Origin of the sequence: Kushneria pakistanensis (assembly GCF_014652795.1) — a bacterium.
Taxonomy (GTDB): Bacteria; Pseudomonadota; Gammaproteobacteria; order Pseudomonadales; family Halomonadaceae; genus Kushneria; species Kushneria pakistanensis.
On sequence record NZ_BMZM01000002.1, the window covers coordinates 978,046 to 998,858 of the forward strand.

The following is a 20,813-nucleotide window of genomic DNA, read 5'->3' on the forward strand; positions in this document are numbered from 1 at the left end:
CTGCGTATGCTCAGACGACGGTATCGCTGAGCCCGCCGGTGTCCGGTCCCTGTGCCACGCGTGTGATCATGCGACGCACCTCGTCGGCCACGATATCGGGATGATCCTCGGGATTGAAATGGTGTCCGCCCGGGATACGCCGGATCGTTGGCACCGAAAGCCTGGTGGCTAGTCGTTCGGCCGAGGCCAGCGTCAGCGGGTCCTGATCGCCCCAGACCATGGCAATGGGCATGGTGGGTGACAGGGGCAGCCGGGGCGCAATGGCCTGCGTTTGGGCGGCACTCATGCAGCGCGCCTGATGTGCAAAGCCGGCAGGGCCGGTTGGCTGGCTGTAGGGCCCCCACAACAGGGCTGCCGAGCGTATCTCGCGTCGGGTGTTGTCATGACCCAAATTGGCCAGGGCGGTGTGAAAGATGGGTCTTAACAACGCCGGCGGCAGCTTCTCGATAATGCCTGCCATCTGTGCAGCAGTGGCGACCGCCGGGACCGGCCAGTTGTCAAAGGCCACCGAATCCACCAGCACCAGCCCCGCGATGCGCTCGGGATGCAGTGCCAGCAGCGCCTGCAGAACGCCTCCACCGATATCATGGCCGACGAGGGTCGCGCGCTCGATCTGCTGGTGATCCAGCCAGGCGATGAAATAGTCCGCCTGAGCGGCCACCGAGATGTCGCGTTCCAGCCCTTCATTGATCGACCAGCCAAAGCCGACCAGCTCCCAGGCCAGGCAGCACACCCCGGTATCGGCAAGACGCGGAATCACATGGCGCCAGATGCGCGGATTGGTGGGGATCCCGTGGAGCATGACCACCGGCGGCTGATCATTGCGCTCGCCGTGTTCTTCCCAGCGCATCAGAATGCCGTTGACCATGGCGCTGCGTGAGAGCTCCGGCGCCGTATTAAGCCGGTCGTGACGCGATGCCTTGAGGGCCTGACGTTTCTGCCAGCTGGCCCAGGCCATGCTGGCGGCCAGCCCTGCCAGTGCCCAGCGGCCCTTGTGTGAGCGTCTTCGTGAACGCCCGTGTGAACGTTCTTGCGAACTGATATCACGCGCCATGATGAATTCCTCCGTCAGGAATGATCGCGGCCTGCCTGCCGCTGCTGAAGGCACACGATGAACAATGGCCTGCATTGAAGCGTAGTCCGCCCCCTCCACGGCGCCATCAGGGAGTAACGCTGACAGACCCTCTTTTTAACCGGGGTATAATTGTATTACCCTAGTGTTCTTAAGGTCCGCTTCAAAGAAGAGCCCTTCATGCGCACGATGTTCAAACGATCGGATTCGCTGCTGGATAGCGATATTGTTCCAGGCAGCATCAGCGTGCCCCGCGGGGGTAGTGCCTTTCGACGCTTTCTGGCCTTTCTGGGCCCGGGCGCCATGGTCTCGGTGGGTTATATCGACCCGGGCAACTGGGCCACCTCGCTGGAGGGCGGTTCACGCTTTGGCTACACGCTGCTGTGCGTGATCCTGCTTTCCAACCTGATGGCGGTCCTGTTGCAATCTTTGTGCGCACGACTGGGCATTGCCAGCGGCCGCGATCTGGCGCAGAGCTGTCGCGAACATTATTCAAGACCGGTCAATGTGGCGCTCTGGGCGCTGTGCGAGCTGGCCATCATTGCCACGGATCTGGCCGAGGTGATCGGCACCGCCGTGGCGCTCAAGCTCTTGTTTGGCATGCCGCTGGCCCTGGGCGCAGCGATTACCATCGTGGACACCATGGTATTGCTGCTGTTGATGCGTCGCGGCTTTCGCTGGCTGGAAGCCTTTGTCATGTCACTGATGGCGCTGATATTTGGCTGCTTTGTGGTAGAGCTTGCGCTGGCCCAGCCTTCCCTTGCCGGCATCGCGGACGGCTTTTTGACGCCGGATACCGATATCGTGACCAATCCGCAGATGCTCTATATCGCCATTGGCATCATCGGCGCCACGGTCATGCCGCATAACCTGTATCTGCATTCGGCACTGGTGAAGACCCGTGATTTCGAACAGCACGCCCGTGGCAGGCGAGAGGCGCTGCGCTTTGCCACGCTCGATAGCACGCTGTCGCTATCACTGGCGCTGTTCGTCAATGCCGGCATTCTGATTCTGGCCGCGGCGGTCTTTCACAGCGCCGGGCAGACGGTAGTGGAAATCGAGGATGCCTATGGGCTGTTAAGCCCACTGCTGGGGGCCGGTGTGGCCGCCACGCTCTTTGGGGTGGCGCTTTTGGCCTCCGGGCTCAACTCGACCGTGACGGCCACGCTTGCCGGTCAGATTGTAATGGAGGGGTTTCTGCGTCTTCGCATGTCGCCCTGGCTTCGGCGGCTGCTCACGCGGGGGCTTGCGATCCTGCCGGTGTTGTATGTCACCCAGGTGTACGGCGATCAGAGCGTGGGGCGGCTATTGATTCTCAGTCAGGTCGTGCTGTCGCTGCAGCTGCCGTTTGCCATCATTCCGTTGATTCGTTTCGTTTCACGGCGTGACTGGATGGGCGAGATGGCCATCGGCTGGAAGATAAAGACGCTGACCTGGACGATCGCTGTGCTGGTACTGGTGCTCAACGCCCGGCTGGTCATGGACGTCTTCCAGGGCGTTTAGCGGCTTGCAGGGAGTAGGCGGTGCCCTGCCGGATAGCGGGCAAGGCATGACGGATTCGGCTCAGGCATTCACATTGCGAAAGCGGGCGTTGACCAGGCAATAGCCGCCATAGGCCATCAACCCCAGTGCGACCAGCCCTAAAAGCCAGGGGCCGAAGGGTTGCTCGGCAACGGCCGACAGGGCGCCGCCCAGTCCTCGCGCATCGTCCGGGTTGGTATTGATGGCCGATAGGCACAGAAACAGGGCCACGATCATGAACACGATACCGCGCGCGGTCAGTCCGATGCGCGAGACATTGGCGGCGATCAGGCGCTGCGTGCGGCTCATCTCGTTGAGATGCCAGTTCTTTTCATAGCTGTGATGCCAGCCACGCCAGATCTGGCGAAGCCCCACCCCCAGAAAGCCAAGCCCGACCAGAAAGATCGCCACAATGCCACCCGGATGGGCCATGACGGTGCGGGTCTGGCTGCTGGTAGAGCTCGAGCTGCTGCCGCCATCGGTCAAAAGCTCGATGCAGTTGATGGCAATGCCGGCGTAGATCAGACCGCTCAAGACATAGCCCAGCCGGGTCAGAATGCCTTTCCAGTGGCGACCCTTGCGTTCGGCATCAAAGAAAGCCTGTACCAGACGCCAGGCGGTATAGCCAAAAAGACCAATGGCCAGCAGGGTAATGAGAACACTGCCAAAGGGCTGGGTAGCCAGCTCCCTGACGGCTTCCGATGAGCCGCCATTGCGCCCGCCCATGCCCAGGGTGGCCATCATCGATAGCCAGCCGATGGTGATATAGATCATGCCCTTGGCAGTGTAACCACATCGGGCTGCAATGGTGACAAGGCGCTGGGTGTTGCCGCTGGGATGGTCCAAGCCGACTCCAAATGGTCAGTGATGAGCCCCGCGAAAGGCTCGATTCCAGGAAACCACGCGCGCTTTTATCAGGCCTTATTGGCCGGCACAGCACTTCTTGTATTTCCTGCCGCTGCCGCAGGGGCAGGGGTCGTTGCGTCCGGCCAGCGCCATGGCCGGCGGGTCGATGACGCCATCGACATAGCGCCAGCGCCCGGCACTGCGCCGAAAGCGCGAGCGCTCGTGCAGAAGATGTTCAAGCTCATCTTCCAGATACCACGCCTTGAACTCCACCATGCCCTGAGCGCCATTGACACGCGACTGGATGATCTCAAGACGTTGCCAGTCGACGGTGCGCACATTGAGCATGGCGGCGTCCTCGGGCGGGCGCCCCGGGGCGTCTTCCGCCCAGGTCTCGAGCAGGTATCCTCCCAGCCCGCCCAGCGCGAAGGCACTGTAGCGCGAGCGCATGAGCGCCTCGGGGGTGGTAGCGGCCTGTTCTCTCCGGTGGAGCGGACCGCAGCAGCTGGTGTAGTGGTGCCCGCTGCAGCAGGGGCAGATGAAATCAGTGGTCATGGTTCAACCCGGTAACAATGCTGACAAGTGTCTGGCAAGCGTTGTGTTCTTGAACAGTGTGCAGGAATAAACAGCGTGCTGGTCAGGGTAGTGCAGATAAAAAAAGACCGGCCGACAGTGTAGAGACTGTCGGCCGGATGTCGAGAAGAAGACCTGGTGGTGATCAGGCCTGCCAGCGTGTGGCCAGCCAGTTCAGGGCGCGCGAGGTCGTGGCACGTACGCCACGCTCCAGGGCGCTTTCATCCAGACGCGAGGTCGTGATGACGCGCTTGTCATCGCCGGAGGCGCGATCGGTCAGCTCGGGCGCTGACTTTTTCTGATGCTGTTCATCGGAGAGCACTTTTTCCTGTGACTGGGCGATCGGCTCGCCGGAGTACAGTACCCACTGATTGCTTTCCCTGACCGCATAGGACTGCATCTGCTGGGGCGCTGTCACGGTCATGTCGGGCAGGGCGTCGATGGTGTCACCCTTGACCAGACCGGCAAACCAGGCGTGACGCGAGGTTTCAACGGCCGGCTGCCAGGGAGAGCTCTCCTGCGGCGCCTGCACGGGGGCAAGCTGCCAGCTGTCGGCGCCCATCTGCTGCCACAGATCAAGACGCGGTGACTGCTGTACAAACTGGCGCGCTTCTTTCTGCGGCATGCGGGTAGCCTGAACCGCTTCCTGCGGGGCCAGTGCCATGGTGGTCGCTTCGCGCGGTGCCGATGCTGACCGGGCCACGGTCTGCACCGGGGCAGGTGCTACGGTATCACCGGTATGAATCTGCTCGGCAAGACCGATAGGGTCACGCTCGGAGGCGGTGTTGATCGGCGCAACGACAGGCGCCTGGGCGACCGTGCGGGTCGGGGCAGGGGCTAGCGTATCACCGGTGCGAATCTCGTTGTTCAGACCGATGGGCGCGCGCTCGGAGGCGGTGTTGATCGGCTCGACGGCCGGTGCCTGAGCGACCGTGCGGGCCGGGGCAGGCGCCACCGTGTCACCGGTGCGAAGCTCGTTGTTCAGGCCGATGGGCGCGCGCTCGGGAGCAATGCTAACCGGTTCGACAGCAGGGGCCTGAGCGACCGTGCGGGCCGGGGCAGGCGCCACCGTATCACCGGTATGAAGCTCGTTGCTCATGCCGATGGGTGCGCGCTCGGGAGTGGTGGCGACCGGCTCCTGGACAGGGGCCTGCGCCATGGCGCGGGCTCGGGCGTGAGTGACCGGCGCGCCGGCATCAACCTGGCTGTAGAACTGAAGATGCGGACGCTCGGCGACCGGCTCGGATGCCGGCTGCTGTGGCGCTGGCGCAGCGGCAGTCTCGACGGCCGGAGCAGGCTCGGGCGTGGCCTGAGGTGTCGCCGTGGCGGCTACCTGCGGCGTCTGCTGTTGCGGTGCCGAACGGCTGGCGGCCTGCTCACGGCTTTCACGCTCGATGGCGCGATCCATGGCCAGCGCGCTTTCGGTGGCGCTGGCGTCAGGGGCCGGGGCGGCCGGGCCAAAGCTTGCGTGCGTCAGTTGCGGATCGGTATTGGTGTGTACCACTACAGCGTGAACGTTGTCGCGCAGCAGCCACATGTCGCCGGTCTTGTCGAGCTTGGGTCCACGCTTGAGAAACTCGGCAAGGACCTGTTCGCGGCGCTCATCCGAGGGCTGACAGGCCATCCGGCTCGAGGCAATCTCGCCGACGTTCAAACGGATATCGGTCTGCTGGGCGTTGGCGCTGAGATGGTTGCAGCCTACCCAGGCATCCAGACGGTTGCCGGTCAGGTTGACCTTCGCGCCACTGATGTTGGTCAGCGCGGTGGCGTAATAGCCTGAAGAAGACCCGGAACTGGCGCATCCTGCCATCAGGGTGGCCAGTGCCAGCGTGGTAAGCGTTGGCCTGAATGCGTGTCGCATGGAAACTCCTGTTGCGTTGATCATGCTACCTGTCCCGGGTAGGCAGTCGGTATCGATAGAAACATCGGCACATATCGGGTATGGGGCGCAAGCATACCCTGGTGTGAGGGTAAAGATGTGATCAAAGTGATGATTGTTACATGCTGTCGCATCACACTGTTATCCTTCGCCTCTTTTATGGTTGACATGGCCCGCACCGAAGGGCGTCACATCAGGACAGGATATGGCTGACAATGATATCGGCCCGGCGGCGCAAAAGTTGCGCACCCGGTTCATCACGCCCCGCAGTCGTCGCGCGCGCTGGCTGCTGCTGGCGTTTATGCTGTTGCTGGCTGCCGGCTGCTGGCCGGTCATCATGCTTTTCAACCGGCCCGTGGTGGCTGGCGGCCTGCCGCTGATGGCGCTATGGAGCTATGTCATCGTGTTCGCCAGTGTCGCGCTCATGGCGCTGGCCAATCAGCTGCTGGCAAAGGATCGCGATAATACGGGACCCCGGCATGATCAGGCATCAGAGGAGTCCCGGGAACCATGACAGGCATGACACCGCTGTGGCTGACCCTTTTATATATAGCACTGGCGCTGTGGCTTGGCATTCGCGCCCGTCGCGGTCATGCCATGACAGCGCTCGAACAGTGGGGCGTGGCCGGGCGCAGCATGAACGCCATGGTGCTTTATCTGCTGATTGGCGCCGGCAGCGTCAGCGCCTATACCTTCATGGGAGCACCGGGCTGGGCCTTCTCACGCGGCGTGGCGGTCTTTTATGTGGTGATCTATCTCTCCTATCTGGCGGTTGTGGCCTGGTATTTCGGTCCGAAGGTATGGACGCTGGGGGCGCGCTTTGGCCACGTGACCCAGGGCAGTGCCATCCGTGATCGTTTCGAAAGTACGGCGCTGGGCGCCCTGTCAGCGCTGGTCATGGCCATCGGCACGCTGGCCTACGCGGTACTGCAGACCATGGGGGCGGCCTACATTCTGGGGGTCATGAGTGGCGGACTCATTCCCGTGTGGGCCGGCGTGCTGCTCGTGCTCGGCGTGATGGGTACCTATCTCTATATCAGCGGGCAGCGGGCGATCGGCATGACCAACGCCTTTCAGGGCGGGCTCATGCTGTTTGTGGCCTGGCTGGTGGGCATCTGGGCCGTGCATGATTTCACGGGTGACTGGACCACGGGTGCGCTCTTTGAGCGTCTGGCCACCGAGCGCCCCGAGTTCATGACCCTGCCGGGTGCCAGCGGCAACATGGGCTTTGCCTTCTGGACGACCTCGATCATCGTATCAATGCTCTCCTTTCTGCCGCCGGTCTGGACGCAGTGGATGAGTGCGCGCTCGCGCGAGACCATCCGCCGCAGTGCGACCTGGCTGCCGACCTACTATGTGGTCATCCTGCCCATGGTGGTGGTCGGATTCATCGGCATCTTCACCCTGCCGACCCTGTCACGCGCCGATACGGTGGCACTTGAAATGGCGATGCAGACCATGCCGGTGTGGCTGACCGGGCTGCTGGGCGCCGGAACGCTGGCTGCGGCAATGTCCTCATGCGAGCCCTTCATCCACTCGGTGGCACTGTCGGTCACGCGTGATGTCATCCAGCCAGCCCTGCGCCTTGATGACGCCGTGACCGGGCGACTGGCGCGCTGGATGCTCTTTCCGGTGCTGGCGCTGGTGGCCGTGCTGGCGATCAGCGAGCCCGGCAATCTGGTGATGATCCTGCTGGTGGGGCTGGGGTTTGCCGCGCAGGTGCTGCCGGCGTTTATTGGCATGTTCTTCTGGTTTGGCGCGACCCGCAGCGGCGTCATGGCAGGCCTGCTGGCCGGGTTCGTGGTGACCTTTGCCTTTACCGTTGTCTGGCCCAATCCGCTGGGCGTGCACGCCGGCTTCTGGGGACTTTTGCTCAATCTGCCGCTGTTTGTGGCAGTGTCCCGACGCACCCGCCCGGCATCGACGCAGACACTGCAGCGCTTTTATGAAGTGGCGAGAACGTTTTGAAACAACACGGCAAATACCCATGGCTGCGGTGGTGTTTTTTGCTGCTATGGCTGCCGGTACTGGCCGGCTGCTCGGGCGTGGGCATCATCAATGCCCTGACGCCTGGCGGACAGACGCAAGCGTTTGAGGCGATCGCCTACGGCGAGGCACCGCGCCAGCGCCTGGACATCTATCGACCACAGGATGCCGATGGAAATGCACCGGTGGTGGTGTTTTTCTACGGCGGCACCTGGCGGGAAGGGGCGCGCGAGGACTACCGCTTTGTCGGTCGGGCGCTGGCCTCCTGCGGCATCGTGGCAGTGGTGGCGGACTACCGGCTCTACCCCGAGGTGCGCTATCCGGACTTCGTCGAGGACAGCGCGCAGGTGCTGGCCTGGGCCTATCGCCATATTGATCGGTATGGCGGCGACGCACACCGGCTCTTTGTTATGGGTCACAGCGCCGGGGCCTATAACGCCGCCATGGTGGCGCTGGATGCGCGCTGGCTGGCGGCGCAGTCGCTGTCACCCGACATTCTGGCCGGCTGGATCGGTCTGGCAGGGCCCTACGACTTTCTGCCGATCACCAATGAGGATGCCCGCCCGGTCTTTGAGTGGCCGAACACGCCACCGGATACCCAGCCCATCGAACACGCAAGCGAGCGCTCCCCGCCGGCGCTGCTTGTGGCCTCGCACCGGGATACCACGGTCAACCCGGAGCGCAATACGGCCGGCATGGCGCGTGCGCTGCGCTCGTACGGCGTTGCCGTGACCGAGCGCTACGCCGATCGTACCAGTCATGTCACGCTGATCGCGGCGCTGGCCTGGCCCCTGCGCTGGCTGGGGCCGGTACTTGATGAGATCGATATGTTCGTGCATGACACCCGGCCTCGTGCCGAGGCCGGGCCGGCCAGCGCTCAGTGATGGGCATGGCCGGTGTCGCCGGTCAGCGCCGTTTCTGCCAGATCCACCTCCCGCACCAGCTTTCGCAGCACATCATCGTTGATGTGGTGCTTGCCGCGCAGTCGATAGTACTCCCGGCGCTCGGCGCGCAGGGCTTCCACGCGGGTTTCCCGCTCCAGTGCACGAATGGCCTCAAGTCGTGGGGTAGGCACGGTGTTGTCGCCCAGCTCCAGGCGCTGGCGATACCAGGTCATCAGCTGTGAGCTGATGTCGTTGAAGGCAATGATGAAATCTTCACTGTGATGTTCACGGGTAAAGGTTTCCGCCCGCTGATGGTGAAAGTCTTCGATGCGCCGAATGGCCGCTTCGGCCGCGGCAATCCGGGCGCGACGCTCCTCTTCGAACTCGTGGGTATCACGGGGCAGATCAAGATTTTTCAGCACCAGCGGCAGGCCGATACTGCCAGTGATCAGGGTGAACATGATCACGCCGGTGGCCAGAAAGATCAGAAGCTCCCGCGCCGGAAAGGGCGTGCCGTCGTTCATCAGCTGCGGCAGCGAGAGCGCTGCGGCCAGCGTGATGGTGCCGCGAATGCCGGCAAGCGTGGCGGCCAGCATGACCCGCATCGAGATCGCCGCACCGCGTTTTCCCGAGAACAGACGCTGCAGCCAGGTGGCGCTCAGCACCCAGACAAACCGCGAAAGCAGCAGCGCGATCGAGATCACCGCCACATAGCCCAGCAGACGCAGAAACTCGTAGTCGCCCACGTCATGCAGCGAGTGGTCCAGCGCGCCGCCGACGATATCCGGCAGCTGAAACCCCAGCAGCAAAAACACCAGCGCGTTGAGCGTAAATTCCAGCATCTCCCACACGCTTTTGGTCTGCATGCGCATGTTGATCTGGCTTTCGCGCTTTAGATCCGTGCGGTTGATGACCATGCCGGCGGCCACCGCGGCCAGGATGCCGGACATGCCAAAGTGCTCGGCCAGCAGATAGGCGGCAAAGGGCAGAAGCAGCAGCAGTAAAAGAATCTGAATGGTGGAGCCTTCGCCCAGATGACGCTCGATCAGTCGCGTACGGATCACGTTGAATACCAGCGCCACCGCCGCGCCTACCAAAAGCCCGCCGATGGAGATGATGAAAAAGCCCAGGGTGGCATCCACCACCGAGAAGGTGCCGGTCAACGCAGCGGCGACGGCAAACTTGAAGGCAACGAGGCCCGAGGCGTCATTCATCAGCGACTCGCCTTCCAGAATGCGCATCAGACGCGGCGGCACCGGCAGGCGCCCCGAAATGGCCGACACCGCCACGGCATCGGTCGGGGAGAGAATGGCGGCAAGCGCAAAACAGACCGGCAGCGGCAGCGCCGGCAACAGCCAGTGAATGAAGCTGCCCACACCCAGCACGGTAAAGAGTACAAGGCCCAGCGCCAGCGCCAGGATCGGCCCACGCAGCACCATGAACTCACGCTGTGGAAAGCGTCGGGCATCGGCAAAGAGCAGCGGGGCGATGAATACCAGCAAAAAGAGCTCGGGTTCGAGTTCCACGTTCAGATTGATGCCCGGCAGGGCCAGCAGGGCACCAAAGGCGATCTGCACCAGCGGCGTGGGCAAGGCGGGCAGGAAGCGGGCAGCGACACCGGTGGCGGAGGCCACCAGCAGCAGGATCAGTACGAGAAAGACGGCATCCATGGGTTCAGACTATCGGTAGCTTGAAGGGGCGCGGTTCCCTGACACAGGGCGCGGCGCAGCATAGCGTATTTATCGGCAGGACAAGGAGTGCCGACAACACGGTGTTGTCGGCATCCTGCGCTCAACGCTTGCCACGATTCGTCAGTGCCATTTCGACCAGATCCAGCTCCCGCACCAGCCGACGCAGGGTGTCATCATCGATCTGATGGATCGAGCGCAGGCGATAATATTCACGCCGCTCGGCGCGTATGGCCGTCAGGCGCATCTCGCGGGAAAAGCGCTGATCATGCTCGTGACGCTCGGAGCTCGAACGCTTGTCATTGATGCTCATCAGGTTGCGGTAGTAGCTGATCAGACGGGCGCTGACCTCGGTCAGCACCGAGCGTTCAAGTTCCGTGTCGTGTTCCTTTTGGGCTTCGTGATACCAGCTTTCGATGGCCTCGATGGCGGCAAGCGAGGCGGCGTGGCGCGCCGAGCGGGCCTCTTCGTCGCGCCAGCTGTCGTCGGGTTTGTCCATGCGCCGCAGCAGCAGGGGCAGGGTGATACTGCCCAGCAGCAGTGTGAAGAGGATGACACCGGTGGCCAGGAAGATCACCAGATCCCGCCCCGGGAAGGCCTCGCCATTGGGCAGCGTCAGCGGCAGTGACAGCGCCGCGGCCAGCGTAATGGTGCCGCGAATGCCGGCCAGGGTGCCCACGGCCATGACGCCGCTGGACAGGGGCACATGTGCCGTGCGCCGACGCCGTGACGAGAATCTCGAGAGATAGATCGCGGCCATGATCCAGACAAGCCGGAGCAGCATCAGCGCCAGCGAGATCAGAACGACATAAAGCACCAGCTCCTGCAGGTCGAAGCTGCGGTCATTGTTGAGAGAGACTTCAACGGCCCCGCCAATGATGTCCGGCAGCTGCAGGCCCAGCAGCAAAAACACCATCGCATTGAGCAAAAAGGTCAGGATTTCCCAGAAGTGGTTCATCTGCATGCGGGTGCGGGTCTGGGCGTAACGCTTGAGCTCGGTGCGGTTGATGGTAATACCGGCCGAGACGGCGGCCAGAATGCCGGAGCCTTCCAGATGTTCGGCGATCAGGTAGGCGGCAAAGGGAATCATCAGCATGACCAGCAGGATTTCGGTCGAGGATTCGGTCCCGCGCCTGTCGATCAGCTTGCGACGGATGGTCGAGAAGATAAAGGCCAGCCCGATCCCGACCGAGATGCCGATAAAGGTGATCAGGGCAAACTGGAGGCTGACCTGGCCAATGGAGAAGGCGCCGGTCATGGCCGCAGCCACGGCAAACTTGAGCGAGACCAAAGCTGATGCATCGTTCATCAGCGACTCGCCCTCAAGAATGTGCATCAGTCGCGGCGGCACACCCAGCTTGCCTGAAATGGCCGAGACCGCCACGGCATCGGTGGGGGAGAGGATGGCGGCCAGCGCAAAGCACACTGCCAACGGCAGGTTGGGCAACAGCCAGTGAATCAGAAGGCCCGCGCCTACCACGGTAAACAGTACCAGCCCTACGGCAAGCGCAATGATCGGGTGGCGCAGCGAGGTCAGTTCACGCTGGGGAAACTGCCAGGCATCAGCAAACAGCAGCGGCGGCACGAACAGCAGCATGAAGGTTTCGGGTTCCAGGTTGATATCCAGTGGCGTATTCAACCAGGCAAGCAGGGCGCCTATCGCGATCTGTAAAATGGGCAGGGGAATGCGCGGCATGAAACGTGCCAGGATGCCGCTGCCGGCCGCGACCAGAATCAGCGCCAAAGCCAGTAAAACAATATGCATCAATGACGTCCTGTCATGTTGTTCCTGTTGTTTTGAGAGATGCCGGAGCAGGAAGTTGCATGCTTCCGGCATGAAAGGCGGTTGTCATGGTGCGATGACCATGAGGTGAAGCGGTATAACAAATGACATAGGCGTTGAACAAAAAACCGGCACCTCAGTTGAGATGCCGGCAGATGCTGTCGATTCGTGCACGCAGCACGAAAGGGCAGAAGGATCAGGCGTGCTGCTGGCGGTGACGCCCTTCCTTGATCTCTTCAATCAGCTTGTTGTTGAAGGCATTGAGATCCTTCGGGGTGCGGCTGGTCACCAGCGCGCTGTCGCAGACCACTTCGCTGTCTTCCCACTGGGCGCCGGCATTTTTCAGATCCTGGGCGATGGTATGGACTGACGTCATCCGACGCCCTTCGACCACTTCGGCATTGATCAGAATCCAGGGCGCATGGCAGATGGCGCCGACCGGCTTGCCGGCCTTGAAGAAGTCGCGCACAAAGCCGAGCGCCTGGTCGTTGGTGCGCAGCGTATCCGGGTTGAACTGCCCGCCGGGCAGCATCAGGGCGTCGTAGTCATCGGCACTGACCTCATCAAGGGTCTTGTCGACCGGATAGGTCTCGCCCCAGTCAGTCTCTGCCCAGGCCTTGATACCACCGCTTTCAGGCGCGATGACATGCACCTCAAGACCCTGTGATTCCAGTGCCTTTTTGGGTGAGGTCAGCTCGGCCTCTTCAAAGCCGTTGGTAGCCAGAATGGCAACTTTAGTGCCTTTAAGTTCGCTCATGTCAACGTCCTCCATGTCGTTGAGAAGGCGATAACAATCAGTGGTCGTTATCGCGAAAAAATGTCCTGCACGTTCGTGCTATAGCTCGCTGGCCAGCGGCGGTGCCATAAAGCCTTCAGGGCCGAAGGATTCGCCAATGTGCTGCGCGATGATGCGATCAATCTCGCGCATGGTGTCGTCATCGATCTGAAAGTCCCACAGTTCACTGACGACATTGAGCTGCTCGGGATCGCGCGCCGCCCAGATGGGCAGGTGGGTTTCACCACGGTCGATCAGCCAGCGCAGTGCCAGATGAATGACCCGCTTGTCAAAGCGCTCGCGTGCCAGCGTATCGAGTGCCTGAACCGCCTGCTGATAATGTTCCATATGCGGCGACTGGAACTTGGGGTCCATGCTGCGCACATCAATATCGCGGTCCTTGTCCTGCGGGGCGGCCGTGGACAGCAGTCCGCGGCACAATGCACTGTAGGTCATGACGGCGATATCACGGCCTTCAAGCACCGGTTCAAGCGAAGTCAGCGTCTGCTGTTCAAACAGATTGAAGGGCGGCTGGATCACATCGACCGGACAGACCTGTTCAAACGCAGCGATCTGGTCGACCGTGAAATTGCTGACACCGACGGCACGAATCCTGCCGCTTTCCTTGATCTGGCGCATCGCCTCGGCGGTTTCCGCCATGGGCGTGGACGGGTCCGGCCAGTGGACGTGGAAGATATCGATGTAGTCGGTCTGAAGACGCTTGAGCGCCAGGTCGATCTCTTCTGTCAGGCGGGCACGGCTGCCATCGCGATAAAGGCTGCCATCCTGCGTCCAGTTGATGGCGCACTTGTCGGACAGCAGAATGCGATCACGATTGCCGGCCTGTTTGACGGCGCGGCCTACCAGCTCCTGCGCCTTGCCATAACCGTAGTCGTTGGCAGTATCGATACAGGTAAAGCCGCTGTCGAAGGCCCTCTGCAGGGTGCGCAGGGATTTTTGCTCATCGGTACCACCCCAGAGGGCGCCACCAATGGGCCACGTGCCAAGCGCCAGCGCGCTTGAGGTCATGTCGGTACCGGGAAGCTTCACGTATTCCATGTGACTTGCCACCTCCATGTGTCGGAACTACAGACCGGCAGCCCCAAAAGGCACTGCCGGGAAGGGCTTACGCGTGCTGCTTGCGATGACGCCCTTCATGAATCTCTTCGATCATCTTGCTGCAGAAGGCATCCAGATCCTTTGGCAGGCGGCTGGTGACAAACGCGCTGTCGCAGACGACTTCGCTGTCTTCCCATTTGGCGCCGGCGTTTTCCAGATCCTTTTGCAGCGAAGGGACCGAGGTCATGCGACGACCGTCGACTACGCCTGCGTTGATCAGGGTCCAGGCCGCATGGCAGATGGCGCCGACCGGCTTGCCTTCCTTGAAAAAGTCGCGGGCAAAGGTCAGGGCCTTCTCGTTGGTGCGCAGGCTGTCCGGGTTGATCACGCCGCCCGGCAGGACAAGGGCGTGATAGTCATGCGCGCTGACCTCATCAAGGCTCTTGTCGACGCTGTACTCCTCGCCCCACTGCGTTTCGGCCCAGGCACGAATGGTGCCGCGCTCGGGCGCCACAACGTGCACCTCGATGCCTTCCGCGGCCAGCGTAGCCTTTGGTACGGCCAGTTCGGATTCTTCAAAGCCGTCGGTGGCCATGATGGCAACACGTACACCCATTAGATCCTGACTCATGATTTCCCCCAATCCTTTGGTGGTTTCAAATATGTGCCTTCAATCGACCTGAGGCCGAAAGAAAGGCATTTCAAGGGTAGTGCACTGCCGTGTCCTGCTCGTGATGAAAATGTTTTCATGCATCAAGGACACGACTGTTTTTACGCTTCGTTCCTCGTCGGCGGCGCCATCCTTTCCAGCAACACCTTCATGTCGCCTTACGCCTCGTTCCTCGTCGGCGGCGCCATGAATTCCGGCCCGACCGGGTCGGTGATGCACTCGGAGAGAATGGCATCAATGTCGCGCATGGCCTGGTCGTTGAGTGACCAGCCCATGACCTCGTTGGCCGGGTCCAGCTGGTCCGGGCGGCGGGCGCCCCACAGCGCTACCGAGACGCCGGGCTGGTCGAGCAGCCAGCGCAGGGCCAGGTGCAGCACGCGCTTGTCGTAGTGCTCCCGGGCGTAGGCGTCGAGCTTCTCGACGGCGCTGATGTACTGCTCAAAGCGTGGCGACTGGAACTTGGGGTCGCTGTTGCGCAGGTCGTCACCGTTGAAGGTGGTGTCGCGATTCATCTTGCCCGAGAGCAGACCGCGGCACAGGGCGCCGTAGGTCAGCGTGCCCACACCGTCCTCACGAATGGCCGGCAGAATGTCGCGCTCGATCTCGCGCTCAAAGAGGTTATAGGGCGGCTGCATGGTGGACAGCGGACAGATCTTCTCAAACGCCCGCATCTGCTCGATCGAGAAGTTGGAAACACCAACCGCCCGGATCTTGCCGCTCTCCTTCAGCTCGCGCAGCACCGTAGCGGCTTCCTCGACGTCAACGGTCGGGTCCGGCCAGTGGAGCTGATACAGGTCGATGTAGTCGGTCTGCAGACGCTTGAGGCTGTCGTTGATCTCCTGCTCGATGCGCCCACGGCTGGCATCACGATACGGGCCGTCGTCGTTCCAGTTCAGGCCGCACTTGGTAGCCAGCACGGCCTGATCGCGGATGCCGCCTTCCTTGAGCGCCTTGCCGACCAGACGCTCGGATTCGCCAAAACCGTAGACTGCTGCGGTATCGATGCAGGTAATGCCGCGCTCGACGGCGCTCTGAACGGTGGCAATCGACTGCTTTTCGTCAGTGCCGCCCCATTTCCAGCCGCCAATGGCCCAGGTCCCCAGCGCAATGCGCGAAGGCTTGAGATCACTGTTGGGGAGTTGAATGGTTTCCATACAGACATACCTCCTTGAGAACCTGATTCCTGAAGCGATGCCACGTCATTAGGCCGCTATGAAAATCGTGACCTCAAGCGTAGACGCCACCCCGCCGTTGTGCATGCAGCACCTGCTAATCAAGCCGTTCCGGCGTGGGTGCACCTGATTCGGGGCTCGGTTAAGCTGGCCCTCTTGTCCATTCTGATCGGGCCTGTCGGAAGCCCTCATGACCGGTTGGTGTTCTTCATGACTCGTTGCCTTTTTTGATGACCCATTGGAAATGCCCATGAACAGCGCGCTGCTGATCTCATTGATAGTGATGACCGCCGCCATTGTCGTGGCCATCGGCCTGTGGCGGCGCGGTCACCACCAGAATGCGGTGATGGCAACGCTTGAAGAAGCGCTTGACCGACAGCGTGAGCAGTACAATGACACCGAGCGCATGCTGGCCGAGCGGGAGGCGCTGCTTGAACGGGAGCAGACCCATGCCCAGGAGCTGCGTCAGCAGCTGTCACAGCGTGAGCACCGTCTGACAGAGCTGGGTGATGCGCTTGCCGATTATCGTGAGCGGTATGCACGTCTTGAGATGGAAAGACAAAAGGACACGGCCCATTTCGAGGAGCGTCTGAGCCTTCTGGGCAGTGCGCGCCAGGAGTTGACCCACGAGTTCGAGCGCCTGGCCGGGCGCATCTTTGACGAGCGCCAGCAGCAGTTCTCCCAACACTCAAGGGAGAGCGTCAGCGCGCTGATGACGCCGGTGCGCGAGCAGATCGAACAGTTTCGGGCCCGCCTGGAAACCCTGCACGGCGAGCAGCAGTACAGCCGCACCCAGCTCACCACGCAGCTTGAGTATCTGGCCGGGCTCAATCGGCAGATGAGCGAGGACGCCAGCAACCTGACCCGGGCGCTTAAGGGTGACAGCAAGTCGCAGGGCAACTGGGGCGAGCTGATTCTGGAACGGGTGCTGGAGCGCTCCGGCCTGCGCCAGGGCATCGAGTACGAACGGGAAGTGGTGCTGACCCATGATCAGGGGCGCTCCCGCCCGGATGCGGTGATTTATCTGCCCGAATCGCGACATCTGATCGTTGATGCCAAGGTGTCGCTTACCGCCTGGGGCGAGGTGGTGGCCGCCGACAGCGACGCGGTCCGCGAGCAGGCCATGCGCCGTCACCTGCGCTCGGTGCGAAGCCACATCGAAACCCTGTCGGACAAGGGCTATGCGCGCCTTCCCGGTCTCAATGCCCCGGACATGGTCTTTCTGTTCATGCCGATCGAGCCGGCCTTTGCGGCCGTGTTCGAACACGATGACCAGATTTTCCATGAGGCCTTTGATCGCCACATTGTGCTGGTCACGCCTTCAACGCTGCTGGCGAGCCTGCGCACGGTGGCAGGGCTCTGGCGGCTGGAGCGCCAGAACGACAACGCCCGCGAAATTGTCGCGCGCGGCGAGAAACTGCTGGAAAAGTGCCACGGCTTCGTGACCAGCATGGAGGAGGTCGGCACGCAGCTTGAGCGCGCCACCAACAGCCATCGTCAGGCAATGAACCGCCTGCGCGATGGGCAGGGCAGCCTGATCGCCCAGGCCGGGCGGCTCAATGCGCTGGGCGTGCGCAGCCGCAAGGCCTGGCCGGACAGCGTCAGGGAGAGCGCGCAAAACGGGTATGAGGCGCAGGAGGCGCAGCAGGCCGGACGTCATACTCCCTTTGCGGGCCCGGATGAAACGCCCGGGACGCTGCGCTTTGACGAGGATTGAAACCTTTACGCGTTGACCGGGCGTTCAGCGACCGTGCTGGAATAAGCGAATAATCGAGGCGCTGCGATCGGCCAGCAGCGCCGGGGTGCGCTTGAGCGCCTCTTCCAGCGCCATCGGGCCATCGGCCAGCGCAAACGCCGCGGTCACGCCTTCATCGAGTGCCTTCTCCCAGCCGGTATCCAGCTTGCCGGCCAGTACCACGCAGGGCACCTGATGCCGCCGGGCCGCGCGTGACACACCAATTGGCGTCTTGCCGGACAGGCTCTGACCATCCAGCCGGCCCTCGCCGGTAATGACCAGATCCGCGCGCTCGAGCGCCGCTTCAAAATCGACCTGCTCCATCACCAGTTCGATGCCCGGGCGCAGCGTGGCGTTCAAAAAGGCCAGCGCTGCAAAGCCCATGCCGCCAGCGGCGCCTGCGCCGGCACTATCGCGATGATTTTGGCCGGTGGCCTGTGCTGTCACCTCGGCAAGGTGTGCCAGGGCGTGGTCGAGCGTATCAACCTGTTCCCTGGTGGCCCCCTTTTGCGGGCCGAAAATCGCGCTGGCGCCCTGATCGCCGCACAGCGGATTGTTCACGTCTACGGCGGCCTCGACCGTGAGCTTTGCAAGGCGCGGATCAAGTCTGGAGAGATCAATGCGGAAAAGCCGGGACAGCGCCGCACCGCCGGGAGCCAGTACCTGATCGTTGTCATCCAGAAAGCGCACGCCGAGTGCGCTCATCATGCCGGCGCCGCCGTCATTGGTAGCGCTGCCGCCCAGGGTCAGTATCAGGTGCTCGGCGCCTTCCTCCAGCGCGGCGTGAATCAGCTCACCCACACCGCGGGTGGTAGTGTGCAGGGCGTCACGTTCCTCGTTGGTAAGATGCTGCAGGCCACTGGCCTCGGCCAGCTCGACGATGGCGGTGCGGCGGCTGGCAATCCAGCCCCACTGCGCCATGCGTGGGCGGTTCAGGGCGTCATGAACCTCAATACTGCGCGCTTCGGCGCCGCTGGCGGCAAGGAGTGCCTCCAGCGTCCCTTCGCCCCCATCGCCCAGTGGGCACAGGGTCCAGTCTGCCTCGGGCGAGGCCTGGCGAATGCCCTCGGCAATCGCGTGCGCGGCGCTCAGGGCGCCGAGCGCATCCTTGAAACTGTCGGGGGCAATCAGGATATGCATGCAGGTTCTCCGGCAAGAGCAGTGAGAGACGAGCATACCCCGGCAGGCGTTCCAGCCACCACCAGGGGCAACGGCATGAGGAAAATGCCGTTGCAGGAAAATCACCGCGACACACGACGTTTTGATGATCACGCTGTCAAGGCGTTGAAGGTCTACATTGCCGGTCTTTCATATTCGCTCTACTGTCTAACTGGAAGGGCAGATGTTTGGCGCCTTTCTCCCCCATGATCACTCGCGGGTGTCAGGGATATTTCACCAGGGATGCGCACCATGTCCGCCATTCGATTGCTCGTGAAGATGTCACTGCTGAGCCTTGCCATTGGCGGCTGTACGTCCCTGCCGTCGGCGCAGCCGCTGGGTATCAATGAACAGGCCATGCCACAGTCGTGCTACGCCACCCATGGTGGTACGCGTCTTGCACAGATTCGTGCCATTGCCACTGCACTTGAACGTCAGGATTACGAGATTCGCGCCAGCGACGTCGAGCTGGGGCTGGTCAGCGCCGAGCGTATCAGGCGTCAGCCGGGACTGGGGGCCACGCACCAGTGGCGGGGCAGCAGTCTGACGGGATTTGGTGGTCGGCGCGGCGGGGTAATGCTGGGCGGCGGGTTCGGTAATCCTTTCGGTGTATTCCGCTCTGATCCCTACAGCATCGAGCGGGTATCGGTCAGTGCCGATGGCCCGCGCTATCTGGCGGTACGCAGCATGATGATCATGTCACCGGATGGTTTTGTCATCGACGCGCGTCCGGCTTCTCCGGAACCCTTTTGTCAGCAGACGCACGCGGCCATCGAACAGGCGCTGGCGCGCTTGGGAGATGCGCCATGAAACGGATCCACAAGGGTGGCATGAAAGGGCTGGGAGTCGCACTGCTGCTGGTAGTGACAGTGGGGTGTGCCACCACGACCTCGCTGGCACCGCCTGAACGTCTTGAGCACTTCAATGCCTCATCCGATCAGCTGATGCAGGCCACCATGGCGTCGCTGGCCGAGCGCGGCTTTGTAATTGTCTATGGCGATCACGCCCTGGGCGATATTCGCGCCAGCTACGCTGCACGTCCCGAGTGGCGTGTGGAAGCCCATATAGAAGACAGCCCGCGTGGCAGTGAGCTGCAGCTCAGAGGCTGGCGGGGCCGGTCGGCCCTGGCTGTGGGTGATCTTGATCGGCTGACCACCGCCATTGCCGAGCGCCTCGGGGAGGGGCCGCTGTCAGGCCCGGGTGTCGTGACACCCTGACCGGGCGTCCCATTGCATTATCTGATACCGGCGACGAAGCGCTGCAGCATGGCCAGACGTATCTGCCTTTCACTGTCATCCAGCGGCTCGGCCTGGCCTGCGCCCCAGACCGGCCCGGGCCAGGCGGCGTCTTCCCTTGATCGAGCGATCACATGCACATGCAGCTGCGGCACCATATTACCCAGGGCGCCAATATTGATCTTGTCGGCGCCGGTCTCATGCTGGAGAAAGCTGCCAAGCTGATCGACTTCCTGCCACAGCCGTGTGCGTTCGTGCTCAAACAGCTCAAAGCTCTCGCGAATGTTGTCTCGCTGTGGAATCAAAAGCGCCCAGACAAAGCGGGCATCGTTCATCAGACGCAGCTCGCAAAGCTCGAGCGAGGCCACGGCTATAGTGTCAGCGGCCAGTCGTTCATGCAGGGCAAAGGCCATGTTGATACTCCATGGGTAGGGCAGGCAAATCGAAGGGAGAGGATGTCAGGGCATTGGAGGTGATTGCCGCTGAAAATGCAATCGAGGCCAAAAAATGCCAGGCTTTGGTCATGGGTTGCGATAAACGGTCCAGTACCCTGCACCATCGCATGCCATATACTGTCGTCAACAAGGAGCTGTTACATGAAAAAATGGATGAGCATGACGCTGATTGCCCTCTTTTCCGCTGCGGCACTGTCTGCCTGCAATACGGTAGGCGGCGCAGGTGAAGATATCTCGGAAGGTGGTCAGTCCATTCAGAACGCTGCCGACTGATATCGTTCTCTCGGGCAGGAGGGCTACGCCGCCTGCCCGTGGCACCCAT

Annotated in this window: 20 protein-coding genes; 8 read left to right on the plus strand and 12 right to left on the minus strand. The window is 62.1% G+C overall.

The features are described 5' to 3' along the window. Window positions 1–10 precede the first annotated feature (10 nt). Window positions 11–1,054, minus strand: a complete 1,044-nt coding sequence (locus IE123_RS09865) for an alpha/beta fold hydrolase (RefSeq protein WP_189517569.1) — start codon at window positions 1,052–1,054, stop codon at window positions 11–13. A gap of 198 nt (window positions 1,055–1,252) precedes the next feature. Here IE123_RS09865 and IE123_RS09870 point away from each other — a divergent pair, with 198 nt between their 5' ends. After that, entirely contained in the window at window positions 1,253–2,575 is a 1,323-nt protein-coding gene (locus IE123_RS09870; RefSeq protein ID WP_189517572.1) for an Nramp family divalent metal transporter, read from the plus strand. A 60-nt stretch (window positions 2,576–2,635) separates the two neighbouring features. Here the strand turns inward: IE123_RS09870 and IE123_RS09875 are convergent, their stop codons facing one another. The 3 genes from IE123_RS09875 to IE123_RS09885 form a co-directional block, all read right to left on the minus strand. After that, on the minus strand, window positions 2,636–3,439 hold the full coding sequence (locus IE123_RS09875) for a DUF1206 domain-containing protein (protein WP_229819686.1): 804 nt from the start codon (window positions 3,437–3,439) through the stop codon (window positions 2,636–2,638). Between the two features lie 75 nt (window positions 3,440–3,514). After that, window positions 3,515–3,994 carry a YchJ family protein gene (locus IE123_RS09880; RefSeq protein ID WP_189517576.1) on the minus strand — a complete coding sequence of 160 codons (480 nt, stop codon included), beginning with the start codon at window positions 3,992–3,994 and terminating at the stop codon, window positions 3,515–3,517. Window positions 3,995–4,157: 163 nt separating this feature from the next. Further along, complete coding sequence (locus IE123_RS09885; RefSeq protein ID WP_189517579.1) at window positions 4,158–5,873, minus strand: META domain-containing protein; 1,716 nt, start codon at window positions 5,871–5,873, stop codon at window positions 4,158–4,160. Between the two features lie 223 nt (window positions 5,874–6,096). On the opposite strand from IE123_RS09885, the gene IE123_RS09890 reads away from it, so the two are divergent. From IE123_RS09890 to IE123_RS09900, 3 genes are read left to right on the plus strand one after another with little or no spacing between them, the layout of a single operon-like run. Continuing rightward, a complete protein-coding gene (locus IE123_RS09890) occupies window positions 6,097–6,405 on the plus strand; it encodes a hypothetical protein (protein WP_229819687.1) in 309 nt (102 codons plus the stop codon). Further along, window positions 6,402–7,859, plus strand: coding sequence for a sodium:solute symporter family protein (locus tag IE123_RS09895; RefSeq protein WP_189517582.1), 1,458 nt, complete (start codon window positions 6,402–6,404; stop codon window positions 7,857–7,859). The genes IE123_RS09890 and IE123_RS09895 overlap by 4 nt, the downstream gene beginning before the upstream one ends. A 38-nt stretch (window positions 7,860–7,897) precedes the next feature. After that, window positions 7,898–8,761, plus strand: a complete 864-nt coding sequence (locus IE123_RS09900; protein ID WP_229819688.1) for an alpha/beta hydrolase — start codon at window positions 7,898–7,900, stop codon at window positions 8,759–8,761. On the opposite strand, the gene IE123_RS09905 is transcribed toward IE123_RS09900, so the two are convergent. The 6 genes from IE123_RS09905 to IE123_RS09930 form a co-directional block, all read right to left on the minus strand. After that, entirely contained in the window at window positions 8,755–10,431 is a 1,677-nt protein-coding gene (locus IE123_RS09905) for a Na+/H+ antiporter (RefSeq protein ID WP_189517585.1), read from the minus strand. The two genes, IE123_RS09900 and IE123_RS09905, sit on opposite strands and share 7 nt — an antisense overlap. Before the next feature lie 121 nt (window positions 10,432–10,552). Beyond that, window positions 10,553–12,214: a Na+/H+ antiporter gene (locus IE123_RS09910; protein WP_189517588.1), complete on the minus strand. Its 1,662-nt coding sequence runs from the start codon at window positions 12,212–12,214 to the stop codon at window positions 10,553–10,555. Window positions 12,215–12,428: 214 nt separating this feature from the next. After that, entirely contained in the window at window positions 12,429–12,989 is a 561-nt protein-coding gene (locus tag IE123_RS09915) for a type 1 glutamine amidotransferase domain-containing protein (protein ID WP_189517591.1), read from the minus strand. 78 nt (window positions 12,990–13,067) lie between these two features. Next, window positions 13,068–14,066, minus strand: a complete 999-nt coding sequence (locus IE123_RS09920) for an aldo/keto reductase (protein WP_189517594.1) — start codon at window positions 14,064–14,066, stop codon at window positions 13,068–13,070. A gap of 67 nt (window positions 14,067–14,133) precedes the next feature. Next, complete coding sequence (locus IE123_RS09925) at window positions 14,134–14,697, minus strand: type 1 glutamine amidotransferase domain-containing protein (RefSeq protein WP_189517596.1); 564 nt, start codon at window positions 14,695–14,697, stop codon at window positions 14,134–14,136. A 197-nt stretch (window positions 14,698–14,894) separates the two neighbouring features. Continuing rightward, the gene (locus IE123_RS09930) at window positions 14,895–15,890 is read right to left on the minus strand and encodes an aldo/keto reductase (RefSeq protein WP_189517599.1); all 996 of its coding nucleotides are present in this window, start codon (window positions 15,888–15,890) and stop codon (window positions 14,895–14,897) included. Between the two features lie 268 nt (window positions 15,891–16,158). On the opposite strand from IE123_RS09930, the gene IE123_RS09935 reads away from it, so the two are divergent. Beyond that, the gene (locus IE123_RS09935) at window positions 16,159–17,625 is read left to right on the plus strand and encodes a DNA recombination protein RmuC (RefSeq protein WP_229819689.1); all 1,467 of its coding nucleotides are present in this window, start codon (window positions 16,159–16,161) and stop codon (window positions 17,623–17,625) included. Between the two features lie 24 nt (window positions 17,626–17,649). On the opposite strand, the gene IE123_RS09940 is transcribed toward IE123_RS09935, so the two are convergent. Beyond that, a complete protein-coding gene (locus tag IE123_RS09940; RefSeq protein WP_189517602.1) occupies window positions 17,650–18,783 on the minus strand; it encodes a glycerate kinase in 1,134 nt (377 codons plus the stop codon). A 270-nt stretch (window positions 18,784–19,053) separates the two neighbouring features. Between IE123_RS09940 and IE123_RS09945 the strand changes: the two genes are divergently transcribed. Beyond that, the gene (locus tag IE123_RS09945) at window positions 19,054–19,611 is read left to right on the plus strand and encodes a hypothetical protein (protein ID WP_189517605.1); all 558 of its coding nucleotides are present in this window, start codon (window positions 19,054–19,056) and stop codon (window positions 19,609–19,611) included. Further along, window positions 19,608–20,018: a hypothetical protein gene (locus tag IE123_RS09950; RefSeq protein ID WP_189517608.1), complete on the plus strand. Its 411-nt coding sequence runs from the start codon at window positions 19,608–19,610 to the stop codon at window positions 20,016–20,018. Before IE123_RS09945 ends, IE123_RS09950 begins: the two co-directional genes overlap by 4 nt. Window positions 20,019–20,035: 17 nt before the next feature. Here IE123_RS09950 and IE123_RS09955 read toward each other — a convergent pair whose 3' ends face one another. After that, the gene (locus tag IE123_RS09955; RefSeq protein ID WP_189517611.1) at window positions 20,036–20,449 is read right to left on the minus strand and encodes an HIT domain-containing protein; all 414 of its coding nucleotides are present in this window, start codon (window positions 20,447–20,449) and stop codon (window positions 20,036–20,038) included. Between the two features lie 183 nt (window positions 20,450–20,632). Here IE123_RS09955 and IE123_RS09960 point away from each other — a divergent pair, with 183 nt between their 5' ends. After that, window positions 20,633–20,764 carry an entericidin A/B family lipoprotein gene (locus tag IE123_RS09960; RefSeq protein WP_189517614.1) on the plus strand — a complete coding sequence of 44 codons (132 nt, stop codon included), beginning with the start codon at window positions 20,633–20,635 and terminating at the stop codon, window positions 20,762–20,764. Window positions 20,765–20,813 lie beyond the last annotated feature (49 nt).

Coding starts and splice junctions, on each gene's coding strand:
- IE123_RS09910 (WP_189517588.1), bottom strand. CDS start 12,214: ATGCATATTGTTTTACTGGCTTTGGCGCTGATTCTGGTCGCGGCCGGC.
- IE123_RS09950 (WP_189517608.1), top strand. CDS start 19,608: ATGAAACGGATCCACAAGGGTGGCATGAAAGGGCTGGGAGTCGCACTG.
- IE123_RS09905 (WP_189517585.1), bottom strand. CDS start 10,431: ATGGATGCCGTCTTTCTCGTACTGATCCTGCTGCTGGTGGCCTCCGCC.
- IE123_RS09930 (WP_189517599.1), bottom strand. CDS start 15,890: ATGGAAACCATTCAACTCCCCAACAGTGATCTCAAGCCTTCGCGCATT.
- IE123_RS09915 (WP_189517591.1), bottom strand. CDS start 12,989: ATGAGCGAACTTAAAGGCACTAAAGTTGCCATTCTGGCTACCAACGGC.
- IE123_RS09920 (WP_189517594.1), bottom strand. CDS start 14,066: ATGGAATACGTGAAGCTTCCCGGTACCGACATGACCTCAAGCGCGCTG.
- IE123_RS09935 (WP_229819689.1), top strand. CDS start 16,159: ATGAACAGCGCGCTGCTGATCTCATTGATAGTGATGACCGCCGCCATT.
- IE123_RS09870 (WP_189517572.1), top strand. CDS start 1,253: ATGCGCACGATGTTCAAACGATCGGATTCGCTGCTGGATAGCGATATT.
- IE123_RS09890 (WP_229819687.1), top strand. CDS start 6,097: ATGGCTGACAATGATATCGGCCCGGCGGCGCAAAAGTTGCGCACCCGG.
- IE123_RS09925 (WP_189517596.1), bottom strand. CDS start 14,697: ATGAGTCAGGATCTAATGGGTGTACGTGTTGCCATCATGGCCACCGAC.
- IE123_RS09960 (WP_189517614.1), top strand. CDS start 20,633: ATGAAAAAATGGATGAGCATGACGCTGATTGCCCTCTTTTCCGCTGCG.
- IE123_RS09955 (WP_189517611.1), bottom strand. CDS start 20,449: ATGGCCTTTGCCCTGCATGAACGACTGGCCGCTGACACTATAGCCGTG.
- IE123_RS09895 (WP_189517582.1), top strand. CDS start 6,402: ATGACAGGCATGACACCGCTGTGGCTGACCCTTTTATATATAGCACTG.
- IE123_RS09940 (WP_189517602.1), bottom strand. CDS start 18,783: ATGCATATCCTGATTGCCCCCGACAGTTTCAAGGATGCGCTCGGCGCC.
- IE123_RS09865 (WP_189517569.1), bottom strand. CDS start 1,054: ATGGCGCGTGATATCAGTTCGCAAGAACGTTCACACGGGCGTTCACGA.
- IE123_RS09945 (WP_189517605.1), top strand. CDS start 19,054: ATGTCCGCCATTCGATTGCTCGTGAAGATGTCACTGCTGAGCCTTGCC.
- IE123_RS09880 (WP_189517576.1), bottom strand. CDS start 3,994: ATGACCACTGATTTCATCTGCCCCTGCTGCAGCGGGCACCACTACACC.
- IE123_RS09885 (WP_189517579.1), bottom strand. CDS start 5,873: ATGCGACACGCATTCAGGCCAACGCTTACCACGCTGGCACTGGCCACC.